This is a genomic window from Paenibacillus sp. RC67 (assembly GCF_030020805.1).
GTDB lineage: Bacteria > Bacillota > Bacilli > Paenibacillales > NBRC-103111 > Paenibacillus_S.
Genome location: NZ_CP125098.1, coordinates 2531161 through 2552205 on the forward strand (window position 1 = coordinate 2531161; position 21045 = coordinate 2552205).

At 45.7% G+C, this 21045-nt stretch carries 21 protein-coding genes and 1 other RNA gene; 20 read left to right on the forward strand and 2 right to left on the reverse strand.

All coding sequences use genetic code 11. The features are described from left to right. The first annotated feature begins 6 nt into the window (after positions 1-6). The 6 genes from dnaG (at position 7) to rnpB (ending at position 6353) form a co-directional block, all read left to right on the forward strand. The gene (gene dnaG, locus QMA13_RS11400; RefSeq protein ID WP_282941484.1) at positions 7-1839 is read left to right on the forward strand and encodes a DNA primase; all 1833 of its coding nucleotides are present in this window, start codon (positions 7-9) and stop codon (positions 1837-1839) included. A 43-nt stretch (positions 1840-1882) separates the two neighbouring features. Next, entirely contained in the window at positions 1883-2998 is a 1116-nt protein-coding gene (rpoD, locus tag QMA13_RS11405) for an RNA polymerase sigma factor RpoD (RefSeq protein ID WP_282941485.1), read from the forward strand. A 126-nt stretch (positions 2999-3124) separates the two neighbouring features. Continuing rightward, a complete protein-coding gene (locus QMA13_RS11410; protein WP_282941486.1) occupies positions 3125-3955 on the forward strand; it encodes a hypothetical protein in 831 nt (276 codons plus the stop codon). A gap of 1 nt (position 3956) precedes the next feature. Further along, a complete protein-coding gene (locus QMA13_RS11415; protein ID WP_282941487.1) occupies positions 3957-4727 on the forward strand; it encodes a tRNA (adenine(22)-N(1))-methyltransferase in 771 nt (256 codons plus the stop codon). After that, positions 4694-5809 carry a Nif3-like dinuclear metal center hexameric protein gene (locus QMA13_RS11420; RefSeq protein ID WP_282941488.1) on the forward strand — a complete coding sequence of 372 codons (1116 nt, stop codon included), beginning with the start codon at positions 4694-4696 and terminating at the stop codon, positions 5807-5809. Before QMA13_RS11415 ends, QMA13_RS11420 begins: the two co-directional genes overlap by 34 nt. Positions 5810-5945: 136 nt before the next feature. Further along, positions 5946-6353, forward strand: an RNA gene (gene rnpB / locus QMA13_RS11425) — RNase P RNA component class A. A gap of 56 nt (positions 6354-6409) precedes the next feature. On the opposite strand, the gene QMA13_RS11430 is transcribed toward rnpB, so the two are convergent. After that, positions 6410-8329, reverse strand: coding sequence for a S8 family peptidase (locus QMA13_RS11430; protein ID WP_282941489.1), 1920 nt, complete (start codon positions 8327-8329; stop codon positions 6410-6412). A 195-nt stretch (positions 8330-8524) separates the two neighbouring features. Here QMA13_RS11430 and QMA13_RS11435 point away from each other — a divergent pair, with 195 nt between their 5' ends. The 13 genes from QMA13_RS11435 to QMA13_RS11495 all read left to right on the forward strand — a co-directional run bounded on the left by QMA13_RS11435 (position 8525) and on the right by QMA13_RS11495 (position 19004). Continuing rightward, positions 8525-9025: a YpuI family protein gene (locus QMA13_RS11435; protein ID WP_282941490.1), complete on the forward strand. Its 501-nt coding sequence runs from the start codon at positions 8525-8527 to the stop codon at positions 9023-9025. 72 nt (positions 9026-9097) lie between these two features. Continuing rightward, positions 9098-10225 carry a glycoside hydrolase family 15 protein gene (locus QMA13_RS11440; protein ID WP_282941491.1) on the forward strand — a complete coding sequence of 376 codons (1128 nt, stop codon included), beginning with the start codon at positions 9098-9100 and terminating at the stop codon, positions 10223-10225. Positions 10226-10272: 47 nt separating this feature from the next. Continuing rightward, positions 10273-10479, forward strand: coding sequence for a DUF1540 domain-containing protein (locus QMA13_RS11445; protein ID WP_282941492.1), 207 nt, complete (start codon positions 10273-10275; stop codon positions 10477-10479). Between the two features lie 26 nt (positions 10480-10505). Continuing rightward, positions 10506-10928 carry a hypothetical protein gene (locus QMA13_RS11450; RefSeq protein ID WP_282941493.1) on the forward strand — a complete coding sequence of 141 codons (423 nt, stop codon included), beginning with the start codon at positions 10506-10508 and terminating at the stop codon, positions 10926-10928. A 204-nt stretch (positions 10929-11132) separates the two neighbouring features. Further along, the gene (locus QMA13_RS11455; RefSeq protein WP_282941494.1) at positions 11133-11834 is read left to right on the forward strand and encodes a lytic transglycosylase domain-containing protein; all 702 of its coding nucleotides are present in this window, start codon (positions 11133-11135) and stop codon (positions 11832-11834) included. A gap of 89 nt (positions 11835-11923) precedes the next feature. After that, on the forward strand, positions 11924-13090 hold the full coding sequence (locus QMA13_RS11460; RefSeq protein WP_282941495.1) for a cysteine desulfurase family protein: 1167 nt from the start codon (positions 11924-11926) through the stop codon (positions 13088-13090). A gap of 2 nt (positions 13091-13092) precedes the next feature. Beyond that, positions 13093-14295 carry a tRNA uracil 4-sulfurtransferase ThiI gene (gene thiI / locus QMA13_RS11465; RefSeq protein WP_282941496.1) on the forward strand — a complete coding sequence of 401 codons (1203 nt, stop codon included), beginning with the start codon at positions 13093-13095 and terminating at the stop codon, positions 14293-14295. 84 nt (positions 14296-14379) lie between these two features. Beyond that, positions 14380-15048 (forward strand): TerC family protein, encoded by a 669-nt coding sequence (locus QMA13_RS11470; RefSeq protein ID WP_282941497.1) that lies wholly within the window; start codon positions 14380-14382, stop codon positions 15046-15048. 205 nt (positions 15049-15253) lie between these two features. Beyond that, on the forward strand, positions 15254-17101 hold the full coding sequence (typA, locus tag QMA13_RS11475; RefSeq protein WP_282941498.1) for a translational GTPase TypA: 1848 nt from the start codon (positions 15254-15256) through the stop codon (positions 17099-17101). 125 nt (positions 17102-17226) lie between these two features. Next, positions 17227-17496, forward strand: coding sequence for a YlaH-like family protein (locus QMA13_RS11480; RefSeq protein WP_282941499.1), 270 nt, complete (start codon positions 17227-17229; stop codon positions 17494-17496). Positions 17497-17530: 34 nt separating this feature from the next. Continuing rightward, entirely contained in the window at positions 17531-17968 is a 438-nt protein-coding gene (locus QMA13_RS11485; RefSeq protein ID WP_282941500.1) for a hypothetical protein, read from the forward strand. 123 nt (positions 17969-18091) lie between these two features. After that, positions 18092-18364: a hypothetical protein gene (locus tag QMA13_RS11490; protein ID WP_282941501.1), complete on the forward strand. Its 273-nt coding sequence runs from the start codon at positions 18092-18094 to the stop codon at positions 18362-18364. 187 nt (positions 18365-18551) lie between these two features. Further along, positions 18552-19004 (forward strand): pyridoxamine 5'-phosphate oxidase family protein, encoded by a 453-nt coding sequence (locus tag QMA13_RS11495; protein ID WP_282941502.1) that lies wholly within the window; start codon positions 18552-18554, stop codon positions 19002-19004. Between the two features lie 47 nt (positions 19005-19051). Here the strand turns inward: QMA13_RS11495 and QMA13_RS11500 are convergent, their stop codons facing one another. Then, on the reverse strand, positions 19052-19594 hold the full coding sequence (locus QMA13_RS11500; RefSeq protein ID WP_282941503.1) for a YhcN/YlaJ family sporulation lipoprotein: 543 nt from the start codon (positions 19592-19594) through the stop codon (positions 19052-19054). A gap of 100 nt (positions 19595-19694) precedes the next feature. On the opposite strand from QMA13_RS11500, the gene QMA13_RS11505 reads away from it, so the two are divergent. Then, positions 19695-21026 (forward strand): PhoH family protein, encoded by a 1332-nt coding sequence (locus QMA13_RS11505; protein WP_282941504.1) that lies wholly within the window; start codon positions 19695-19697, stop codon positions 21024-21026. The last annotated feature ends 19 nt before the right edge of the window (positions 21027-21045 follow it).

The window sequence follows — 21045 nt, forward strand, 5'->3', positions numbered from 1 at the left end:
GATAGGATGAGTAACGGACGCATTCCTGAAGAAATCATTGAAGCAGTCCTCAAGCATCATGATGTTGTGGATGTCGTAGGCCGTTATGTGCATTTAAGCAAGCAAGGGCACTACATGAAAGGACTCTGTCCATTTCATTCGGAGAAAACGCCGTCTTTTACCGTTACACCTGAAAAGCAAATTTATCATTGCTTCGGCTGTGGAGCCGGAGGCGGTGTCATCCAATTTTTGATGGCTATGGAGGGGTATTCCTTTGCGGAGGCGGTAAGCCAATTGGCCAAAGAAGCCAATCTGGATATCGGCATTGACGCGCAGGCGGATCAACGTCCCCAACAAAATCCGGAGAAAACAAAGCTGCTTGAGGCCTACGAGCTCGCCGGTAAATTGTATCAGTACATTTTGAAAAATACTGAGCAGGGTAAACAGGCCATGCAATATTTACGATCACGGGGTCTGAACGATAAGCAGATAGAAACGTTCGGAATCGGCTATGCTCCCACTTCTTGGGATACGCTGACACAGCTGCTGGAGCGGCGGCAATTCTCTTTGCCATTAATGGAAAAGGGAGGTCTGATTTCGGCAAGGCAGGATAGCCAAGGATACTTTGATAAGTTCCGTGACCGAATCATCTTCCCCATTCACGATTGGAAAGGGCATGTTATCGCTTTTGCCGGTAGAGCCATGGGCGATGCGCAGCCCAAATATTTGAACAGCCCGGAATCGATATTGTTTTACAAAAGCCGAAGCCTCTATAATATGCATTTGGCTAGGCCTAATATTCGAAAGCAGCAGCAGTTGGTTTTGTTCGAAGGCTATATGGACGTCATCAAGGCTTGGGAAGCCGGTGTCGTCAACGGTGTTGCTACAATGGGTACGGCTTTGACAGGAGAACATGCGGAGATCATCCGTAAGCAAGCGGATCAGGTTATAGTAGCCTACGATGGTGATTCAGCTGGCCAAGCCGCAGCGTTCAAAAGCATTCCGATCTTGGAGAAAGCTGGCTTGCTCGTCAAGGTTGCGATAATCCCAAACGGGCAGGATCCTGACGAATACATTACTAGCAACGGTTCTGAACGATTTGTACGTGAAGTGATTGAAGCTGCCGTACCGTCGATCAAATATAAACTTCTTTATTTTCGCAAAAATTTCAAACTGCAGGAGGATGGAGAAAAGCTACGCTATATTCAGCAAGCACTCAAAATTATTGCTGACATTCCTTCACCTATCGAAAGAGAGCATTATGTAAGGGAGCTGTCTTCCGAATTCAATTATTCTTATGAATCAGCTTTACAATCCTTGAACGAAATTCGACTCCAAGCGGAAAAAAACAACAAGTTCGGGGATAATAAAGATAAACCGTGGAATAATGTTATGAATGACGGAACACCTCGGCAGCAAAATCCCTCATTATATCTTGCTTATCATAATGCGGAGCGTCAGCTCTTGGCTATCATGATGTACGATCGGGAAGTGACGCATTACGTAGAAAAGGTGCTAGGAGACCAGTTCAACGTAGATGCTCACGCGGCATTGGCTGCTTATTTGTACGCCTATTTTGCACAAGGGTATGAGCCGAATGCGAGCAGCTTTATTGCTATGCTTCAAGAAGCAGAACTGGAGAATTTGGCCAGTTCTATAGCGATGATGGGCAATTCTCACGGGGTCAACGATCAAGTCATCGATGATTACATCCGAGAAATAAAAAAATATCCGCAGCAGCAATTAATCAAGCGAAAAAGAGAAGAAATGATTCGCGCAGAACGTTCAGGGGACATTATACGGGCTGCACAAATAGGTATTGAGATTATATCCCTAGAAAAGCAATTGAAATCATCTTAAGCATATACGCGGAAGATGTCTCTAGGGAGGAGGGAGTTGGATTATGGCGAACGATCAACATACGGAGATAGAGACTGAGTTGACGTTAGAGCAAGTCAAGGAGCAGCTGATTGAGCACGGCAAGAAGCGTTCCTCTTTAACCTACAAAGATATTATGGAGAAGCTGGCTCCCTTTGATCAGGATCCTGAGCAAATCGATGAATTTTTCGAGCAGCTTTCCGAGATGGGGATCGATGTAGGAAACGAATCGGATGAAGATAATGAGCATGGCCCGGGTCAAGACCACGACGATTTCAATTTTGATGATGATTTGTCGCTGCCGCCGGGTATCAAAATTAACGATCCGGTGCGTATGTATTTGAAGGAAATCGGAAGAGTTCCTCTGTTGTCAGCTGAAGATGAAGTTGATCTGGCCAAACGTATCGAATTAGGGGATGAGGAAGCAAAGCGCCGCTTGGCAGAAGCGAACTTGCGTCTCGTTGTCAGCATCGCCAAAAGATACGTTGGACGAGGAATGCTGTTCCTCGACTTAATCCAAGAAGGCAATATGGGCTTGATTAAAGCCGTTGAGAAATTTGATCACGATAAAGGCTTTAAGTTCAGTACGTATGCTACATGGTGGATTCGTCAAGCGATTACCCGCGCAATTGCGGACCAAGCGAGAACGATTCGGATTCCAGTGCATATGGTTGAAACGATTAATAAGCTGATTCGTGTATCCCGTCAGCTTCTTCAAGAGCTGGGTCGTGAACCTATGCCTGAAGAAATCGCTAAGGAAATGGATTTGAGCACGGACAAAGTTCGTGAAATTATGAAGATTGCGCAGGAACCTGTATCGTTGGAAACACCGATTGGGGAAGAAGACGATTCACACCTGGGTGATTTTATCGAGGATCAAGAGGCGTTGGCTCCTGCAGACGCGGCAGCTTACGAGCTGTTGAAGGAACAACTCGAGGATGTGCTCGACACATTAACCGAACGTGAGGAGAACGTGCTCCGGCTTCGTTTCGGATTGGATGACGGACGTACCCGTACACTGGAAGAAGTCGGTAAAGTGTTCGGCGTTACTCGTGAACGGATCCGCCAAATTGAAGCAAAGGCGCTGCGTAAGCTGAGACATCCTAGCCGCAGCAAACGTTTGAAAGATTTTCTTGAATAGTGCCTTGACCCTTACGACCTTTCTGCACTCGTTGCAGTCAGGTCTAATTTTTTGTTTCACCTCAACCGATAAAATGAACATGAAACCATTGAAGATATATCGCTTTGAAGAGGTGAACCGAAACCGATGGATGACAAACGAAAAATAATTATTAGAGAAATCGAACAATGGCGAAAGAGCAAGCTGCTTCCTGAGCATTACTGTGATTTTTTATTAAACATTTATTTGGAAGATAGGTCCAGTCAAGGCAAAGTCTCTTTCCTTGGAATAACTCCAGCAGCTATAAAAAACAGTAATTGGAAAATATGGGTTCTTATCTTCGGCCTTATTGCCGTTATTTCTTTAACTGCTCTTAATTTTACCGCTTTTAATTTACCAATGCAAATTGGGGTGTCTTTATTATTTTTATTTGTTTGTTATGCGCTAGGAAGCTTGAAGAGAATGAATGAACCTCTGAGAGCACAAATGCTGTTTGGTATGGCCTCGCTTTTTTTACTTTTTATAGGGGTTTATTTATTCAGACTATATCATATTTACGATTCGGTGCTTGTTGTCGGCTTTGTCGTTCTATGCAGTCTGGTATGGTTGTTAACTGGGCTTTTATCAAGATTCATTCTGTTCCAGCTGTGCGGATGGGTTGTGCTCGTATTTTGCTACGGTTGGCTGCTCCATTATAAACTGGATTCCATCAATTGGGTTACGCTAGAATTAAGCTGGGTACCGCTTAGTTTATTATTCGGTTGGCTCGGATGGATTTTGCATGAAAAATCGAAGCAAACAAGCACAGTGTTTCTTATGCTAAGCTGCATCGTTTGGTTTATGCCTGAACTGTATGGTATGCTTTATTCCGAGCAGTATGGTGCGCAAGCGGTTCAACTGGCGTTAGTGGGTAAAATATTTATAGAGGCGAGCTTGCTGTTTACTTTTAGAAAAAAATGGACTGAGTGGGTAGCTTAATATGTTAAAATTGTCAAAACGACTTGAATTGATAGCAAAACAAGTACCAGCAGGAAGTACTCTTGCAGATATCGGATCGGACCATGCGCTGCTTCCAAGCTATATGGCGCTGCAAGGCCGTATCAGGAAAGGAATAGCGGGGGAAGTGAATGCTGGCCCTTTCCAGGCTGCATCGAAGCAAATTCGCGGCTCTCAGCTAGGGGAGATCGTCGATGTTCGTCTCGGGGATGGACTGGCGGTTATTGAACCTGGTGAAGTAGAGGTTATTACCATAGCAGGCATGGGCGGTGCGCTGATTGCAAGTATATTGGAGAGTGGCTCTCCTAAGCTTGCTGGTGTAAAGCGGCTCATTATGCAGCCCAACGTAGGCGAATATAACGTACGCAGCTGGTTGTTGGAGAACGGTTGGACATTGACAGAAGAGTTCATTCTGGAGGAAGACGGCAAAATATATGAAATTCTTGTTTCCGTCCCGTCCGGAGAAGCTTCGATCGATAATGAGCAGCTGTACCAACCACGAACTATGGATCAAGAGCTTACCGTGGATCGTGAGCAGCTCTTAAAAATGGGACCTTATTTACTGCAAAATCCATCGACGGTATGGTTCCAAAAGTGGGAGCTGGAGCTAGGAAAGCTGGATATGATCCGTCGTCAGCTGTCTTTATCCGAATCACCTGAATCGCGTGTGAAAGAACAGGAGCTTGAACAAGAAATGAATCGGATCAAGGAGGTTATGGCTTGTTTGCAAAAGGACAGAACATCATTCAAATGATGGAAGAAATGGCGCCCAAACATTATGCCGTGCCGGATGACAAGATAGGACTGCAGTTGGGGACTTTGAATAAAGAAGTAACCAATGTTCTTGTTGCCTTGGATGTAACGGATGAGGTTGTTGATGAAGCGATCCGCTTAAAGGCTAATTTGATTATTGCCCATCATGCCATTATATTTAGGCCTTTAGCTCATCTTCAAACGGATTCACCAGCAGGCAGGCTTTATGAGAAGCTGATCAAGAACGACATTGCTGTGTATATTGCTCACACCAATTTGGATGTGGCTGAAGGCGGGGTTAACGATTTAATGGCCGATGCGCTTGGTCTGAAGAGCCTGTCACCATTAGAGGATATTCACACGGATAAACTGAAAAAGCTCGTCGTATTTATTCCTGAGGATCATCTGGATAAAGTGCGGCAAGCTCTGTTCCAGGCGGGTGCTGGTTGGATAGGGCAATACAGCCATTGCAGCTTTAATATCCAGGGAACGGGAACTTTTGTTCCGGAAGCGGGCAGCGAGCCGTTTATCGGCAAGCAGGGAAAGCTGGAGGAAGTACGTGAAGTGCGTCTGGAGACCATTATTCCACAAAGTATTGAGCGCAGAGCTATCCAAGCGATGCTGAAAGCACATCCATATGAGGAAGTCGCTTACGATCTTTACCAACTGGATTTAAAAGGCCGTACCTTCGGTCTAGGACGGGTTGGCAAGTTAAGTGACTCCGTAACGCTTCAGCAGCTTTGTGAACAGGTAAAGCAAGCGTATGACGTTCCTGCAGTGCGGCTGGTTGGCGATCCAGATCGTTCCGTCCGTAAAATTGCCGTACTCGGAGGCTCGGGTAGCCGCTATGTGCGTCATGCGTTGTTCGCGGGAGCCGATGTATTAATTACTGGTGACATTGATTACCATACCGCACACGATGCCTTGGCGGCAGGTCTTGCTCTCATTGATCCAGGTCACAACGTAGAGAAAATCATGAAACAAGGTGTTGCCGGCTATTTGCGTAAGAAGCTGGAAGAGAAGAAGTCGGATACGCAAGTATTCGCATCGGAAATTGACACAGAGCCATTCAAATTCATGTAGAATTTAAATGTTTGGAACTGGCACAGCCGTTCTCTATGGAGCTTTTGGCAACCATTTTGCAAAATGGTACATCTGGAAACAACGGAACGGTTGTTTTTTATTCGAAATCGCTGTATACTAGCAAATGCACATCAGGAAAGCTTGACAGACAATCGCTGGTGAGAAATCACGAGAGGAAAGTCCGGGCTCCGCAGGGCGGGATGCTGGATAACGTCCAGTCAGCGCGAGCTGAAGGCTAGTGCCACAGAAATGGACCGCCGATGGCGGGAGGCTTGTCCTTCCGCACAGGTAAGGGTGGAACCGTGGTGTAAGAGACCACGAGGAGATATGGTGACATATGTCCTGGTAAACCCCATTTGGAGCAAGACCTAGAGGAACGCATGTCTTTTCGGAGACAGTCCTTGCCCGGGACGCGTTCGGGTTGGTCGCTTGAGCTGAGCAGCAATGCTTGGCCTAGATAGATGATTGTCGCTTCAACGGTGGGAGGGTGGTACCCGTTATGACCACTGGAAGTACAGAACCCGGCTTACGGCAAGCTTTCCTGGAACCGAAGAAAAACCGCCCTTGCAGGCGGTTTTTGTGCTGTATAGATGGTTTAGATTATTTCCATCCAAGACGTTCCAGAAGTCTCTGAGCCCAATCTGATCTAGCGGGGGCTGCTGGAGTAGCTTCTGTTTGTGTTTGCGGACTTTGCATGGTTTGCGGATTTTTTGCACTCTGAGCTTTTTTCAGTGCAGCTACGACATCAATCAAACCGTTTCCGTAATACGGATCTTTTCCTTTGGGGCCAATATCTTGTGCCGTGTCGCGCATAATTTGCATGACTTCCGTGTTCTTCAATTGCGGATTGACTGAACGAATCAAGGCGGCGAGCGCAGTCACATGCGGACTTGCCATGGAAGTACCCGACAGAGCGGCATACTGATTATGCGGATAGGTACTTGCAATACTTACACCTGGCGCCGCTACGTCGATATAATCACCATAGTTGGAGAACGATGCCTTGTTTTTATTGGCATCCGTTGCAGCAACAGCAAATACTTCGGGATAAGCGGCAGGGAATCCAGGAGTGGCCGTATTATCATTACCACTTGCGGCAATCAAGACGACGTCATGGTCGTATGCATATTTTATGGCATCATGAAGGAAGTTTGCTTCGGCATAGTTGCCAAGGCTCATATTGATGACTTTGGCCCCGTGATCTGTGGCCCATATGATACCTTGCGCGACGGAATAAGTGCTCCCTGCACCGCTTTGATCGAGCACTTTCACTGGCATTATGCGGTTATACCAGCTCATTCCGGCTACGCCGAGATTGTTGTTAACGATAGCACCGACTATACCGGCAACATGAGTACCGTGACCGACATCATCTGCTGGAGGCGCATTGTTGTTAACAACGTTATATCCTGAGATCAACTGGTCTTTCAAATCCGGATGGTTTAAATCCACCCCGGTATCGACAATAGCCACTTTGATATCCTGAGATCCTTTGGATATACTCCAGCCTAATTCCGTATCGATAATAGGTAAATTCCACTGATATCGCTGGTACAAGGCATCGTTTGGCTTTATTACCGCTTGATTGGTATTGTTATCTGTGGTTTGTGAGCTGTTTTCGGTTACCGCGTCAACAGCCGCGCTGTTGGTTAAATACAAGAAATGAGGCTCTGCATAAGCAACATCCCAGTTCTTAAAGTAGTCCATCAGTTGCTTGGCTTCCATTTTCCGGGATTCGAAGACATACGTATAGCCTACTTTTCGATAATGAGTTGTCCCGATATCTTTTTCTATCTTGACTAAATCCGCATTAGATGGCTCGTTCTTAAATCGGACCACAACCTGATTGACGTGATAATGGCTCGTGCCTTCGTTTTCTTCTGGATGATTTACCTTTACATCCTTCAGCGTTCTGGAATCCACCGATTCAATTTTGTAATGATTATCCGGAGGATAGGTCACAATACGTAAATTTTTTAGCTGATGGTCTTCAACCTGCTTCAATATGGTTTGCTTGATAACGCCGAGCATGGCTGAATCTGAGTTGCTTGAAGGCACTCCAAGAACGAAATACGTCTCGCTTTTATACTGGAAGGGTGCAGATTGGTAGCTGCTGCCTTGGTCGGTTTGCTGCTTGGCCTTTACTAATTCAGGCTCGGCTAGCACACGAAGCGCATCGTCCATTTGTCCTGCCTGCAGGCTTCGATCCAATGGCTCGGACTTTGTGACCCAATAAAGCTTCAACATGTGAGGGTGTTCCTGTTGAAGGCTTTGCAAGCCTTTCTGCTTCGTATCGCCAGATTGCTGCTCAGTCTGGCTCAGGACACGCCGAAGCTCCAGACTGCACTGGGAACGGCACAAATCATCGGTTAGTTTCATATCCTGCGATAGTGTAGCTTGTTTAATTTTTATTTCTTCAGCCGGAGATAAGCTTGCAATTCGGGGTGCACCTTCGTTGCGGGGAAATAGGAGCGCACCAAAAGCAAGCAATAAAGCAAAAGACAAGGCATATTTCCACATCGGACTGACTCCTTTTCCTTGAAGTTAAGATTAGAGTCCCCGCCGAATGTTTTATTACAACCGGAAATCATCTCCTTGGATTTTTACCAATAGTTATTTTTCGTATTACTTTTAGCCACAATTTGTGGTACGATGAAGAGAAGAAGTATATCATTTACCAGCATGTTTTGTTTCAAATACAGGAGGTCTTGACTTATGGCGATGTTTAATGTGAAAAATTTATGTGAAACAACTAAATCCAAACTTAGCGATGCCATTTCGAAAATGGAAACATTCTTGAATGAACATTCCCTGCAGCAGCTGAATTCTGAAATGGATTCTTCGATGGAGGAATTTTATAAGGGCTATCTGTCCGACACTCGTCACCTTCTTGTATTCAGCGAAGTAGCGTACGAAAAGCTCGGAGTCAGCTTGAGACGTCCTACATTTAACGTAGAGTATGCTGAGAAAGTGCTGTACGAGGTATATCACGGCAGCGTGAACAATTTCTTCTATCCTAAAAATGAATGCTACTCCGAGGATGGGCGTTATGCTTACACAGGACAAGATGCAATTCGTTTCCGTAAGAAACCTACTCGGGCTGTTCGTGACTTGACTATTGAGCTATCCAAAATCTTTGAAACGCTTCGTGAAGATCTGGCTTATTACGAAACTGATTATATTACGCAAAAACGTATGCAAGGCGAGCGCGTATAAATAGTACAACATGGAAATACTTACTAGAGATGCTGAGAACGCATCTCTTTTTGTTTAGAAAGGGGTATCGATATGAGTCAGACCACTTCTATTCATCAGTTGGCACAGATAAGCAAACAAGTCATTCAATATAATCAACATCCGAGCGGGAGTTATGTGGCTTGCCCTTTATTTTCCCATTATACGTTTAGCTGGCTCAGGGATGGCAGTTTTATTGCTTATTCCATGGATGTTGCGGGGGATACAGTAAGCTCTGAAGATTTTCACCAATGGGTGAATCTGGTGCTGGCGCGGCAGAAGGAGCATGTCGATTTGTTGCTGGAGAAGCATCAAAAAGGCGAATACATAGCTCAAAATGAGTTTCTGCATACAAGGTACCATCTGGATGGCCGGGACGATGATCACTCAGAGTGGGGACATTTTCAATTGGATGGTTATGGAGCTTGGCTCTGGGGCTTGGTGGAGCATTGGAAAAAGTCTGGACAAACGTCCATGCCGGAATCATTTCGAGTAAGTGTAGAGCTAACGATACGTTATTTATGCGCTTTTTGGCAGCAACCTAATTTTGATTGCTGGGAAGAGCGCAACGATCAGCTCCATCCTTCGACGCTTGCATGCATTTATGGAGGTTTAACCTCCATTCGTGCTTATGTTAATGATGTGGAGATGGATGAAGTCGCAGGGCAAATCAAAAGGTTTCTGTTAGAACACTGTGTTCATGCCGATACGGGTACTTTCGTCAAAAGCATTCGTCCTGCTGCGGGTGGACAGTTTGAAATCAGCTTTGATGGTGTTGATGCCAACTTGATGTGGCTATGTGAACCGTTTCAAGTTTTCGCAGCAGATCATCCGTTGATGTCCGCTACTTTAAATAAGATTAAAGCCGATCTGCAATCAGATGCTGGCGGCGTACGCAGATATGTTGGGGATGAATATTATGGCGGCGGAGAATGGATACTGTTGACGGCTTGGCTAGGCTGGATCCATTATAAGGCAGGCCAGAGGGAACAAGCCGATCAAGCGCTGGATTGGATTAATCATCAAGCTGACAGGCTAGGCAGATTACCGGAACAAGTTCCGCATACATTGCCACCCTCCGAGGCTTATAAGCAATGGGTTGAACGATGGGGAACTCCGGCTTCTCCGCTGCTTTGGTCGCATGCGATGTACCTTGTGCTATATTCCCAGCTATACGCTTAGTATAGCGACTCCCCCTTTTCGGGCACATTGAGGAGGGGGTGATAATCATGCCAGACGTAAAATGCAGTGTTTCCAACTGTAATTTCTGGGCAGAAGGAAACCAATGTGCAGCTAAATCCATCATGATTGATATTGACCAACACGCACAGGCAAGCTTTGATTCCGAATTTGCCAACGACTTCGAAGATCACCAAGACCAAGCAAGCAGCGTTCGCAACACCTGTTGTCATACGTTCGAGCCGAAGAAGAAATAGTTCAGCATGATCGGGAGGTATGACCTATGAGTGACCATAGGAAGCGGGGGCGGGCAAGATCGCAAGCTGCTGCAAAGTCCCGGCATGACAAGGAGCGGCTGCATAAACAATCGGGCTTGTACGACTCGGATGAATACGCAGCTGAGATTGCGTCTACATTCGGACCCTCTATTCAGGCTCCGGTGAACGTAAGAGAGTCGACGAAGCTGCGTATGGAGTCAGCAACGGATGGGGAACGAACACAAGACAAGAGCCGCTGGCTTGGCTACACAGCCTTGGCCGTATCAGTCTTATCGATGTTCATGTTTCCGACCCTATTCGGATCAGCTGCTATCGTGCTCGGGGGCATTTCCTACATGAAGGGAATGAAGGCCTTGGGAGTATGGTCCGTCATTCTCGGACTTATTTCTTTGGCAGGGTATTTCTTGCTTCTCCCTTTGTACTCTTAGCAGCAATGAACTTCAGCAAGAGGAATACAAACTATTACCAAGCACGGGATAATTATATCCTGTGCTTTTATTTTGGTGAAGTGTCTCTGTATTCACGGGCTTGGATCTTGTAATTTTGACAAATAGTACAAAAAGAACTGGATGGCTGGTCCAAAACAGTGTACAATAAGGTTTGAATCTGGGATTAGGGAGCATAAAACGATTATGAACATTGACCCTAGAGCTTTAAAGGATTTGCTTCAACTGCAGATGTTGAGCAGATCGAGTTTATTATCATCCAGTGCAGCTTCAGGAATGGGAGACGATTCTGACTTCTCCGACATACTGAACAGCATCTTATCTTCATCGGCGGCGACATATGATAAACAAGCGGCAGCGGGCGGAACAGCAATGTCAGCCACTTCGCTTAACCCAATGCGGCCCTTAGGTTATACGTCTGCAATACCTAATCAATATGCGTATATGCAAAAGCCTAATGCCGTCAACCAAACCGGTGATTTGGAGTCATTAATCGAAAGCGCAAGCCGCAAACACGGAGTTCAGTCCAGCTTAGTCAAAGCGGTGATCGATACGGAGTCTTCCTTTAACTCGCAAGCGGTTTCCCGCTCAGGAGCCAAAGGACTGATGCAGCTTATGGATAACACCAGTAAAGGATTAGGCGTAACGAATCCATTTGATCCAGCCCAAAATATTGGGGGCGGAACCCAATACTTATCCGGTTTGCTGCAGAAATATAATGGAAACCGTGGTGTAGCATTAGCCGCTTATAATGCGGGTCCGGGACGAATCGACCGTTTAGGTATTACGAACGATCAAGAGCTGAAGTCTAAGATGCATTTATTGCCAACCGAAACTCAAAGCTACGTGGGCAAGGTGCTTAGACTGCAGCGTGATTATGAGGCTTAACTGCGGCATTATACCAAGACCTACTGTAAGCGTCCTGTATGAAGAGGGGCTTAAGCTAGGTCTTATTTTTATGATAAGGAGGACATAACATGCTGTATCTGGATTATGCGGCTACGACGCCTCCTTATGACGAAGTCGTAGATACAATGGCAGAAGTAATGAAGAAGCATTTTGGTAATCCGTCATCCTTGCACCGGCTTGGTCTGGAGGCAGAGCAGCTCGTAAGCCAAGCCCGTGCGGTTATAGCAAAATGCTTGAATGTGATTCCTGAGGAAATCCGGTTTACCTCCGGCGGGACGGAAAGTAATAACTTGGCGATCCAAGGTGCCGTAAGCCAATATCGTCATCGTGGGAATCATATTATTACGAGCGTGATCGAGCACGCGTCTGTCTATGAAACGTTCCAACAGCTGGAACAACAGGGTTTTCGGGTTACTTACCTGCCTGTCGATGAGACAGGTTGTGTTAAACTGGATCAGCTGGAGCAGGCACTAACGGACGATACGATTCTTGTCAGCATTATGGCGGTTAATAATGAGATGGGACGAATGCAGCCCATTACGGAAATCGGAGAATTATTGCGTAGCTACCCCAAAGTCATATTTCATGTCGATGCTGTCCAAGCGGTCGGCAAGCTTCCGATAGACCCTAGCAAACAGCGGATCGACCTTTTTTCCTGCTCAGCGCATAAGCTTCGAGGTCCTAAAGGAACCGGCTTCCTCTATTGCAGACAAGGACTGGAGCTGCGGCCCTTATTATGGGGCGGCGGACAGGAGGCCGGTGTTCGATCTGGTACGGAAAACGTTCCGGCAGTCGTAGGGATGGCCAAGGCCGTGCGGATTGCTTACGACCATCGCCAACAATTCGTTGAACATACATCCAAGCTGCGTGAACAGTTTGTGGAAGGAATTCGAGCTATTCCTGAATTAAAGCTGAGCGGCTCCGATAACGCGGCGGATATGGCGCCTCATATCGTCCATTTTTCATTTCCGGGTATGAAGTCAGAGGTTCTGGTTCATGCTTTAGAACAGCATCAGATCTATGTATCGACCCGATCCGCTTGTTCGTCAGGAGCCGAATTGCCGAGCAGAGTGCTTCATGCTATGGGATATGACGATGCCAGGGCCGCGCATGGCATTCGACTCAGCTACTCATTAAGCCAGACTCTCGAGGATGCTGAACGATTCAGTCATGCACTGCGGGAAGTCGTAGAAAAGTTAAAGCCGACGATGACATCTCAGAACAGACGGAGGTAGCTATGATACCGGATTTGGTAGTTCTTCGCTTAGGGGAACTTGTGTTAAAAGGACGAAATCGCCATCGGTTTGAAAAGGCGGTTTATGATCAGATTAGAAGAAAGCTGAAGCCATATACCGGATTAACGTTTAACCGTGATTTTGGCAGAGTGTATGTAGAGATTAATGGAGAATCTTATGATAACATTGCTCTCGAATTGAAAAAAATACTTGGACTTACCTCGTTTAGTCCAGTTTATACCGCTCCTCTGGAGCTTGAAGCTATTCAAACAACCGCAGTAGAAGCCATGCGCAAAATTGGAAGAATTCCTAGCAGTTTTAAGGTGTCTGTGCGGCGTGTTAACAAAAGCTTTCCTCACGATTCGCAGGAAATGAATAAGCTGGTAAGCGGTGCCGTGCTTCGAGTGATACCGGAACTGAAGGTTAATGTAAACCAGCCCGAGGTAGATTTGAGGGTGGAGCTGCGTGAAGAGCGTGCGCTCATTTACTCGCAGGTGGAGGAAGGAGCAGGCGGTTTTCCGCTAGGCACTAATGGTAAAGCCATGCTAATGCTGTCCGGAGGAATAGACAGCCCAGCAGCCGGTTTCTTGGCTATGCGTCAAGGCTTGACTATCGAAGCGGTGCATTTTCATAGCTATCCATACACCAGCGAACGATCACAGCAAAAAGTGAAGGATCTGGTTAGCAAGCTGTCGGAATATGGAGGAGACATCAAGCTCCATCTTGTTCCTTTCACCAATTTGCAAACTCGTGTTCATCAGGCATATAGTCAGAACCTGCTGATTACTATATTAAGACGGGCTATGTTCCGGATTACCGAGAAGCTTGCAGAAGCCAATGATGCATCGGCGATTGTCACAGGGGAAAGTCTTGGTCAGGTAGCGAGTCAGACGCTTGGCAGTATGAATGTAATTGGTCGTGCCGTGGAACTGCCTGTCATACAGCCGCTTATTTGTATGGAGAAACAGCAAATCATTCGTATAGCGGAAATGATCGATACATTTAACATTTCAATCCTGCCTCACGAAGATTGCTGTACGCTGTTCCTCCCGCCATCGCCCAGCACTAATCCGAATTTGCGTGTTGTAAAAAGCATTGAGAAGCAAATGGAATGGCTAGATCAGGAAATAGACCATGCGGTGAACCAAACGGAAACGATCTGGATTCAAGCGGGGCAAGCATCCAAGTTTTCAAGTTTTTTCTAAGCGATAATCGAAACGTGTTGAGAGAATTACCGTAATAACTTGGATGGACTATACGTAGAGAGTGAATTTGGAGGTTAGAAGCTCATGTTGGAATGGTTCCTGCTTTTCTTGCAAATTATGTTGATCAATATTGTATTGAGCGGTGATAATGCAGTAGTTATTGCCTTGGCTAGTAAAAATTTGCCTGTAAGTCAAAGAAAGAAGGCTATTTGGTGGGGGGCTTTCGGAGCCATCGGACTTCGGCTTATATTAACTGTTATTGCCGTTTACATACTGAAGGTGCCTTACCTTCAAGCGGCAGGATCGCTTTTGTTAATTTGGATTGCGGTAAAACTGTTGATCGATGATGACGGCCATGCCAATGTAAAAGAAGCTTCTACACTAGGGAAAGCCGTATGGACGATTATCGTTGCGGATTTCGTCATGAGCTTGGATAATGTGCTGGCTATTGCCGCAAAGGCAAATAACGATATTGCTGTTATTATTTTGGGGATCGGTTTGAGTGTGCCTATTATCATTTGGGGAAGCACTTTAGTTATGAATTTGCTTACTAAATTCCCTATCCTTGTATTCCTCGGTGCAGGTATTTTGGGCTATACGGCGGGGGAAATGTTTGTTAAAGATAAGAGTGTTTACGATTTGCTGCTGACAGGAGTGCCTCACTGGATTGTGCCGGTTATCGGGGTGGTTATCGTTATCGGAGCAGGCCTTTTGAAGAAACTATCGGGCAGACCTAAGCCGCATCATTCCTAGATGATTGGTGCTTTTATGTAAAAAGGATGTAAATGGAACGTTAAACTTGTCGTTTCGCCTTGCCTTTTTGGATTTTTACACGTATAATAAACGTAAATGTCAAGCGTCGGCGCTTATGTCCGACGCTTGTTTTGTGAACGGGCCCCGATTGCTCTCGTATGGGAGCAAAGTGGCAGGGTCAAATTAAGGAGAGGTAAGGGAAAACATGCATTCAAGAGATAAAATCCGCAACATTGCGATTATTGCTCACGTCGATCATGGTAAAACGACTTTGGTAGACAAACTGCTTCAACAATCGGGTACGTTCCGCGAGCACGAGGCGGTTCAAGAACGTGCGATGGACTCCAATGATTTGGAGAGAGAACGCGGCATTACGATTTTGGCAAAAAATACTGCGATCAATTATAAAGATTACCTTATTAATATCGTGGATACCCCTGGACATGCTGACTTTGGGGGCGAAGTTGAACGGATTATGAAAATGGTTGACGGCGTTCTTCTAGTTGTTGATGCCTTCGAAGGCACAATGCCGCAAACAAAGTTCGTTCTGCGTAAAGCTTTGGAACAAAACTTAACACCAATTGTTATTGTAAATAAAATTGACCGTCCGAATGCTCGTCCTGCTGAAGTTGTCGATGAAGTGTTGGATTTGTTCATCGAGCTTGGCGCTAATGACGATCAATTGGATTTCCCTGTAGTATATGCTTCGGCTTTGATGGGTACTTCCAGCATGGAATCCGATCCATCCAAGCAAGACAACAACATGCAAGCTATCTATGAAACGGTAGTAAGCCATATTCCAGCTCCTACGGAGAACGTGGAAGAACCGCTGCAATTTTTGGTTACCTTGATGGACTACAACGAGTATTTGGGACGTATCGCAATCGGACGTGTCAATCGTGGTGTCGTTAAACAAGGACAGCCGGTAGCGGTTATTAATCGTGATGGCGTTACTAAGCAAGCTCGTATTGAGAAGCTGTTCGGCTTCCAAGGCTTGAAACGGATCGAAATCGAAGAAGCGGGAGCAGGAGATATTGTTGCTATCGCGGGAATTAAAGATATCAACATTGGGGAAACCATTGCAGATCCGGCTAACCCGGAAGCATTGCCTGTATTGAAGATCGATGAGCCTACATTACAAATGACGTTTGTTGTTAACAACAGTCCTTTTGCAGGTCGTGAAGGGAAATGGGTAACTTCCCGTAAGCTGCGTGAGCGCTTGTTTAAAGAGTTGGAAACGGACGTTAGCTTGCGTGTAGACGAGACAGATAGCCCGGATGCATTTATCGTTTCCGGACGTGGTGAGCTTCACCTTGGTATCTTGATCGAGAACATGCGTCGTGAAGGCTTTGAGCTTCAAGTATCCAAACCGGAAGTTATCATTAAATTGATCGACGGACAAAAGATGGAACCTTTGGAGCGCTTGATTATCGACATTCCGGAAGAGAGCATGGGTTCGGTAATGGAGAGTCTGGGAACTCGTAAAGCGGAAATGGTTAATATGATCAACAACGGTTCAGGTAACGTTCGTCTTGAGTTCTTGATTCCTGCGCGCGGCTTGATCGGTTACCGTACGTATTTCTTGACTCTGACTCGCGGTTACGGAATTATGAACCATGCGTTTGATAGCTATGGACCTTATTACGGTGCAGGTGTTGGTGGCCGTCATGAGGGCGTACTAGTATCGAGTGAAACAGGTACTTCTACAATGTACGGTATGCTATCTGTTGAGGACCGCGGTATTCTGTTCCTAGAGCCGGGTACTGAAGTGTACGAGGGTATGATCGTTGGTGAACATACACGCGATACGGACATTATTGTTAACATCTGTAAAGAGAAACAATTGAATAATATCCGTTCTGCTGGTAAAGATGACACCGTTAAAATGAAAACACCTCGTATGTATTCTCTTGAACAAGCGCTTGAGTACTTGAACGATGATGAGTATTGTGAAATTACTCCGAAGTCGATTCGTCTTCGTAAAAAAATATTGAACAAGAGCGAACGCGAGCGTGCTGAAAAGCACCGCAAAATGGCTGAAGCTAACGTATAATATGGTGAGAGAAAGCTCTGATGATTCAGAGCTTTCTTTATAACTATTTGAGTTTTCTCCCGGTTGGTTCATACTCGTATTTCCTTTATGGAGGGAATAATTTACATGCAGGAGGTTTTCTTCTTATGACCGAATGGTTTAGAGAGCATCCCTTTATTACATACTTAATAATTTTCGTATTGATCACCTATGTGTATAACAAAGTTTTCAAGACTCGCAGACTTCCCATTCTGAAAGAAGCTATCATCTATTTGCTGTTGGCCATTGGCGCTGGAATGCTGCTATTGTTTCAATTGGGTGCGCTTCCGATCGTTTTGTGCCTAGCCGTAGCCGTAGGTTTAATGTTTCTTGTCAGGATTCGCTATTTCTTTGAAGGTCGTACCAAAAAACAATAGCCGAATATTCCTATAGAAGGAGTGATGGCTTCAAATGAGGAGCTATTGGCTGGCGCCAGTCCTATTTGAGGGTGAGTCCGTTCTGTTATCTGCAGATCGATTTGAGCTGCTGCCAAGAGAAACCGGAGAGCGTTTTCTTCAATGGGTGAAGCTGGTTCATCCGAGGCTCTTGGTTCCTTTCAAGTCTAACCTGCTGTTAAGTGAGGATGCGGAGATTAGATGCGGAGTAGATCAGCTTCCGTTCGAATTGGAGTCGGGTGCGCAAATCATCTTCAGCCCTGAACTGCTGGAGTTATCTCACTGTGCTCAAGCCTATATCGATAAAAGGCCTATAGGCAATGAGATGGGGAATATGCTGCAGAAGGCACTAGATCAGCTCGGTTCAGAGGCTTCGGACGAACCAATTGCAGGCTGGCTGCATACGATGAAGAAATGGAATGAAGCAGGTTATAGAATATTGCTGCTGAGTTAGGCAGGCTTGCGTTTCCTTTGGAAACCCAAAGCAGATGCTTACGAAGAAGGTTTTCCTACGGAAAACCCTTAGCCAAAGCTTACGAAGAAGGTTTTCCTACGGAAAACCCTTAGGAGGATGCACATGAAATTGGAGGATGCGTTATTTAACTGGCTGCAGATGAAGATAGTATCCGAAGCGAGACCGGAAGATAAGGCGGCTGAGGAAACGAGACTTTTTTTTGAAGAGATATTACGGGAGGATCACGCAGTGACGGAACTAGCGACCTCTGACGAAGATTTGCGGATTCATATTACATACGATGTAAATGGAAGCAGTAATAAGCTCTACTTCGATAAGGACTACGCCGAACAGCTTCTCCAGGACATTAATTCCAATCCTAAGTACAATCAGTGACATATATAAGGGACACACTCGATAAAATAAATTAATATCGTTTGAAAGGAGTGTCCCGTTATCTTTGACCTACATAACCTGCTCGCTTTTGCGGCAGCTGCGGCAGTTTGTGGTTGCCAAGCAATACCTGTGTTATAATAAAGCTAGATATAGAATCATTTAAACAATGGACACAGGAGGGGTAATCATGGCAGAAACGATCACAGTACTGCCGGAGCAGCTAGTTGAAGCTTTGCAAAAAGAGACGTTAGCCTTGCTAAGCACTATTGATTTTGAAACGGGCTCTCCCAGCATGAATGCTGTATCTTGGATCTATGCCAAAGATGCGGAAACGATTCGCTTTGCTATTGATCAGCGTTCCAGAATCGTTAGCAACCTTAAGCAAAACGAACTGGTCAATGTGACCTTCATTGGAGCAGGGTCGGTTCATGCCATTTACGGTAAAGCGCGCCAAGTTTCTGAAGCTCTGGAAGGTGTGCCTTTCAAGCTGGCATGCTATGACATTGATATTACTTCGGTGCGTGACGCTATGTTCTACGGCTCACGAATTTCCGTTGCTCCTGAATATGAGAAAACCTACGACAAGCGCGCGGCTGATAAGCTGGATGCGCAAGTTTCCGATGCTATGAAAAAAGCCTAGAATAATTCATTCTAGGCTTTTTCTCCATATGATTTATCTTACCTATGCTACAACTGCTTATTCGGCATTTGAGGTTCCGTACTCTGAGGAGGTGAAATAGGTTCAACTTCTCGGGGAAATTGCGGCATAATACGGCCGATAATCTCCGCCATTTCTTCTGCAAATCCGCTAATCGGCTTGCCGTTTACAACATTATCTCTAATTTTACCGATTCTTGCGGCCAAATCCATATCCGCTGTCACGATAGCATCCACGCCGTAAGGATCTTTCTTTAAAGCTTCCGCAACCGATAGCTTGATGGTTCCTACTTTGGAACGGTCCATATCCGGAGGCAAATTGATCCCAACGACCGCTGTGTTTCCGAAAACGACGCATTTGGCGCCTTCGACCAAAGGTATGCTGGTGGCGATTTGCTCCAAACGTTCGGAGACAGCCCGAGAATCGACGATTTCTTTTTTCTGAGGTGCCGTTTGCTTTACTTGCACTTGTCGATTCACATCATTAGTCGGGGAAGCTCCATTCTTAGGTGATTGGTTACAACCTACCAATACTGACAACAACACAACACAGTAGACAAACACTCTCATCATCGATCGTTCCTTTCTATCCCTTAATTGCTTTGGTTAGTTTGTCCTAACTACTCGATTCCTATGTATAACGGCAACCAACACCAGCCTGGGAGGGACTCAAATGGGTAAAATTTTTGTATTGGATACCAACGTGCTTTTACAGGATCCTAACGCAATCTTTGCTTTTGAGGATAATGAGGTGGTGATTCCTGCCATCGTTTTAGAGGAGATCGATTCGAAGAAACGAAATGCGGATGAAATAGGCCGCAATGCAAGACATATCTCCCGGATGATGGATAGTTTGCGGTCTAAAGGAAGACTGTATGAGGGTATCGAGCTCCCTAATGGCGGTAGTCTAAAGGTGGAATTGAATCATCGGAGCTTCGCAAAGCTCCAGGAAGTGTTCGCAGAAGGGACTAATGACAACCGAATCTTGGCTGTGGCCCTGAACTATCAATTGGAAGAGCAAGAAAAGGTTAACCCTAGACCGGTTATTATGGTCAGTAAAGATACGCTGGTCCGTATCAAAGCTGATGTCCTCGGATTGACGGCACAAGATTATTTAACAGACCGTATTGTGAATATGCCGGATATGTACATGGGATACCTAACCATTCTTGCCCATCCATCGGTTATCGACGAGTTTTATACGTATCGGTTTTTGAGCGTCAAATCATTAAACCTGGCTTATCCACTGCATCCTCATGAATTCGTTATCTTAAGAGATGAGATGGGGACCTCCAAATCTGCACTTCTCAAAGTAAATGCAGACGGGAAAAAGCTAGAGCCCTTGTTCCTAAGCAACGATCCAATATGGGGGATTGCCGCACGAAATGCGCAGCAAAGAATGGCTCTGGAGCTGCTGCTTAATGATGAAATACCCATCGTCACACTAACGGGTAAGGCCGGAACAGGTAAAACGCTTCTAACGCTCGCGGCCGGATTGCTGAAAGTGGAGGATGAACGCAAATATAAGAAATTATTAATTGCCAGACCTGTTGTTCCTATGGGAAAAGATATTGGATATTTGCCTGGGGAAAAGGAAGAGAAGCTTCGTCCCTGGATGCAGCCGATATACGACAATCTGGAGTTTTTATTCGATACGAAAAAGCCAGGAGATATCGATAAGGTTTTGGCTGGACTTGGCAGTATACAAGTTGAAGCGTTGACTTACATCCGCGGCCGGTCCATACCAGGCCAATTCATCATCATAGATGAGGCGCAGAACCTTTCCAAGCACGAGATCAAAACGATCGTTTCGAGGGTCGGAGAGGGCAGTAAAATCGTTCTGCTGGGCGATCCAGAGCAAATTGACCATCCTTACCTGGATGCCACCAGCAACGGGCTTACGTACGTCGTAGAACGGTTTAAAGACCAACAGATTAGCGGTCATATTACTTTGGAGCGAGGGGAACGCTCACACCTGGCTCAGCTCGCGGCTGACTTGCTATAAAGTTAAGAAAAGCGCAGTG

Coding starts and splice junctions, on each gene's coding strand:
- QMA13_RS11430 (WP_282941489.1), bottom strand. CDS start 8,329: ATGTGGAAATATGCCTTGTCTTTTGCTTTATTGCTTGCTTTTGGTGCG.
- rpoD (WP_282941485.1), top strand. CDS start 1,883: ATGGCGAACGATCAACATACGGAGATAGAGACTGAGTTGACGTTAGAG.
- typA (WP_282941498.1), top strand. CDS start 15,254: ATGCATTCAAGAGATAAAATCCGCAACATTGCGATTATTGCTCACGTC.
- QMA13_RS11440 (WP_282941491.1), top strand. CDS start 9,098: ATGAGTCAGACCACTTCTATTCATCAGTTGGCACAGATAAGCAAACAA.
- thiI (WP_282941496.1), top strand. CDS start 13,093: ATGATACCGGATTTGGTAGTTCTTCGCTTAGGGGAACTTGTGTTAAAA.
- QMA13_RS11470 (WP_282941497.1), top strand. CDS start 14,380: ATGTTGGAATGGTTCCTGCTTTTCTTGCAAATTATGTTGATCAATATT.
- QMA13_RS11500 (WP_282941503.1), bottom strand. CDS start 19,594: ATGATGAGAGTGTTTGTCTACTGTGTTGTGTTGTTGTCAGTATTGGTA.
- QMA13_RS11450 (WP_282941493.1), top strand. CDS start 10,506: ATGAGTGACCATAGGAAGCGGGGGCGGGCAAGATCGCAAGCTGCTGCA.
- QMA13_RS11445 (WP_282941492.1), top strand. CDS start 10,273: ATGCCAGACGTAAAATGCAGTGTTTCCAACTGTAATTTCTGGGCAGAA.
- QMA13_RS11415 (WP_282941487.1), top strand. CDS start 3,957: ATGTTAAAATTGTCAAAACGACTTGAATTGATAGCAAAACAAGTACCA.
- QMA13_RS11490 (WP_282941501.1), top strand. CDS start 18,092: ATGAAATTGGAGGATGCGTTATTTAACTGGCTGCAGATGAAGATAGTA.
- QMA13_RS11495 (WP_282941502.1), top strand. CDS start 18,552: ATGGCAGAAACGATCACAGTACTGCCGGAGCAGCTAGTTGAAGCTTTG.
- QMA13_RS11460 (WP_282941495.1), top strand. CDS start 11,924: ATGCTGTATCTGGATTATGCGGCTACGACGCCTCCTTATGACGAAGTC.
- QMA13_RS11455 (WP_282941494.1), top strand. CDS start 11,133: ATGAACATTGACCCTAGAGCTTTAAAGGATTTGCTTCAACTGCAGATG.
- QMA13_RS11485 (WP_282941500.1), top strand. CDS start 17,531: ATGAGGAGCTATTGGCTGGCGCCAGTCCTATTTGAGGGTGAGTCCGTT.
- QMA13_RS11480 (WP_282941499.1), top strand. CDS start 17,227: ATGACCGAATGGTTTAGAGAGCATCCCTTTATTACATACTTAATAATT.
- QMA13_RS11505 (WP_282941504.1), top strand. CDS start 19,695: ATGGGTAAAATTTTTGTATTGGATACCAACGTGCTTTTACAGGATCCT.
- QMA13_RS11410 (WP_282941486.1), top strand. CDS start 3,125: ATGGATGACAAACGAAAAATAATTATTAGAGAAATCGAACAATGGCGA.
- QMA13_RS11435 (WP_282941490.1), top strand. CDS start 8,525: ATGGCGATGTTTAATGTGAAAAATTTATGTGAAACAACTAAATCCAAA.
- dnaG (WP_282941484.1), top strand. CDS start 7: ATGAGTAACGGACGCATTCCTGAAGAAATCATTGAAGCAGTCCTCAAG.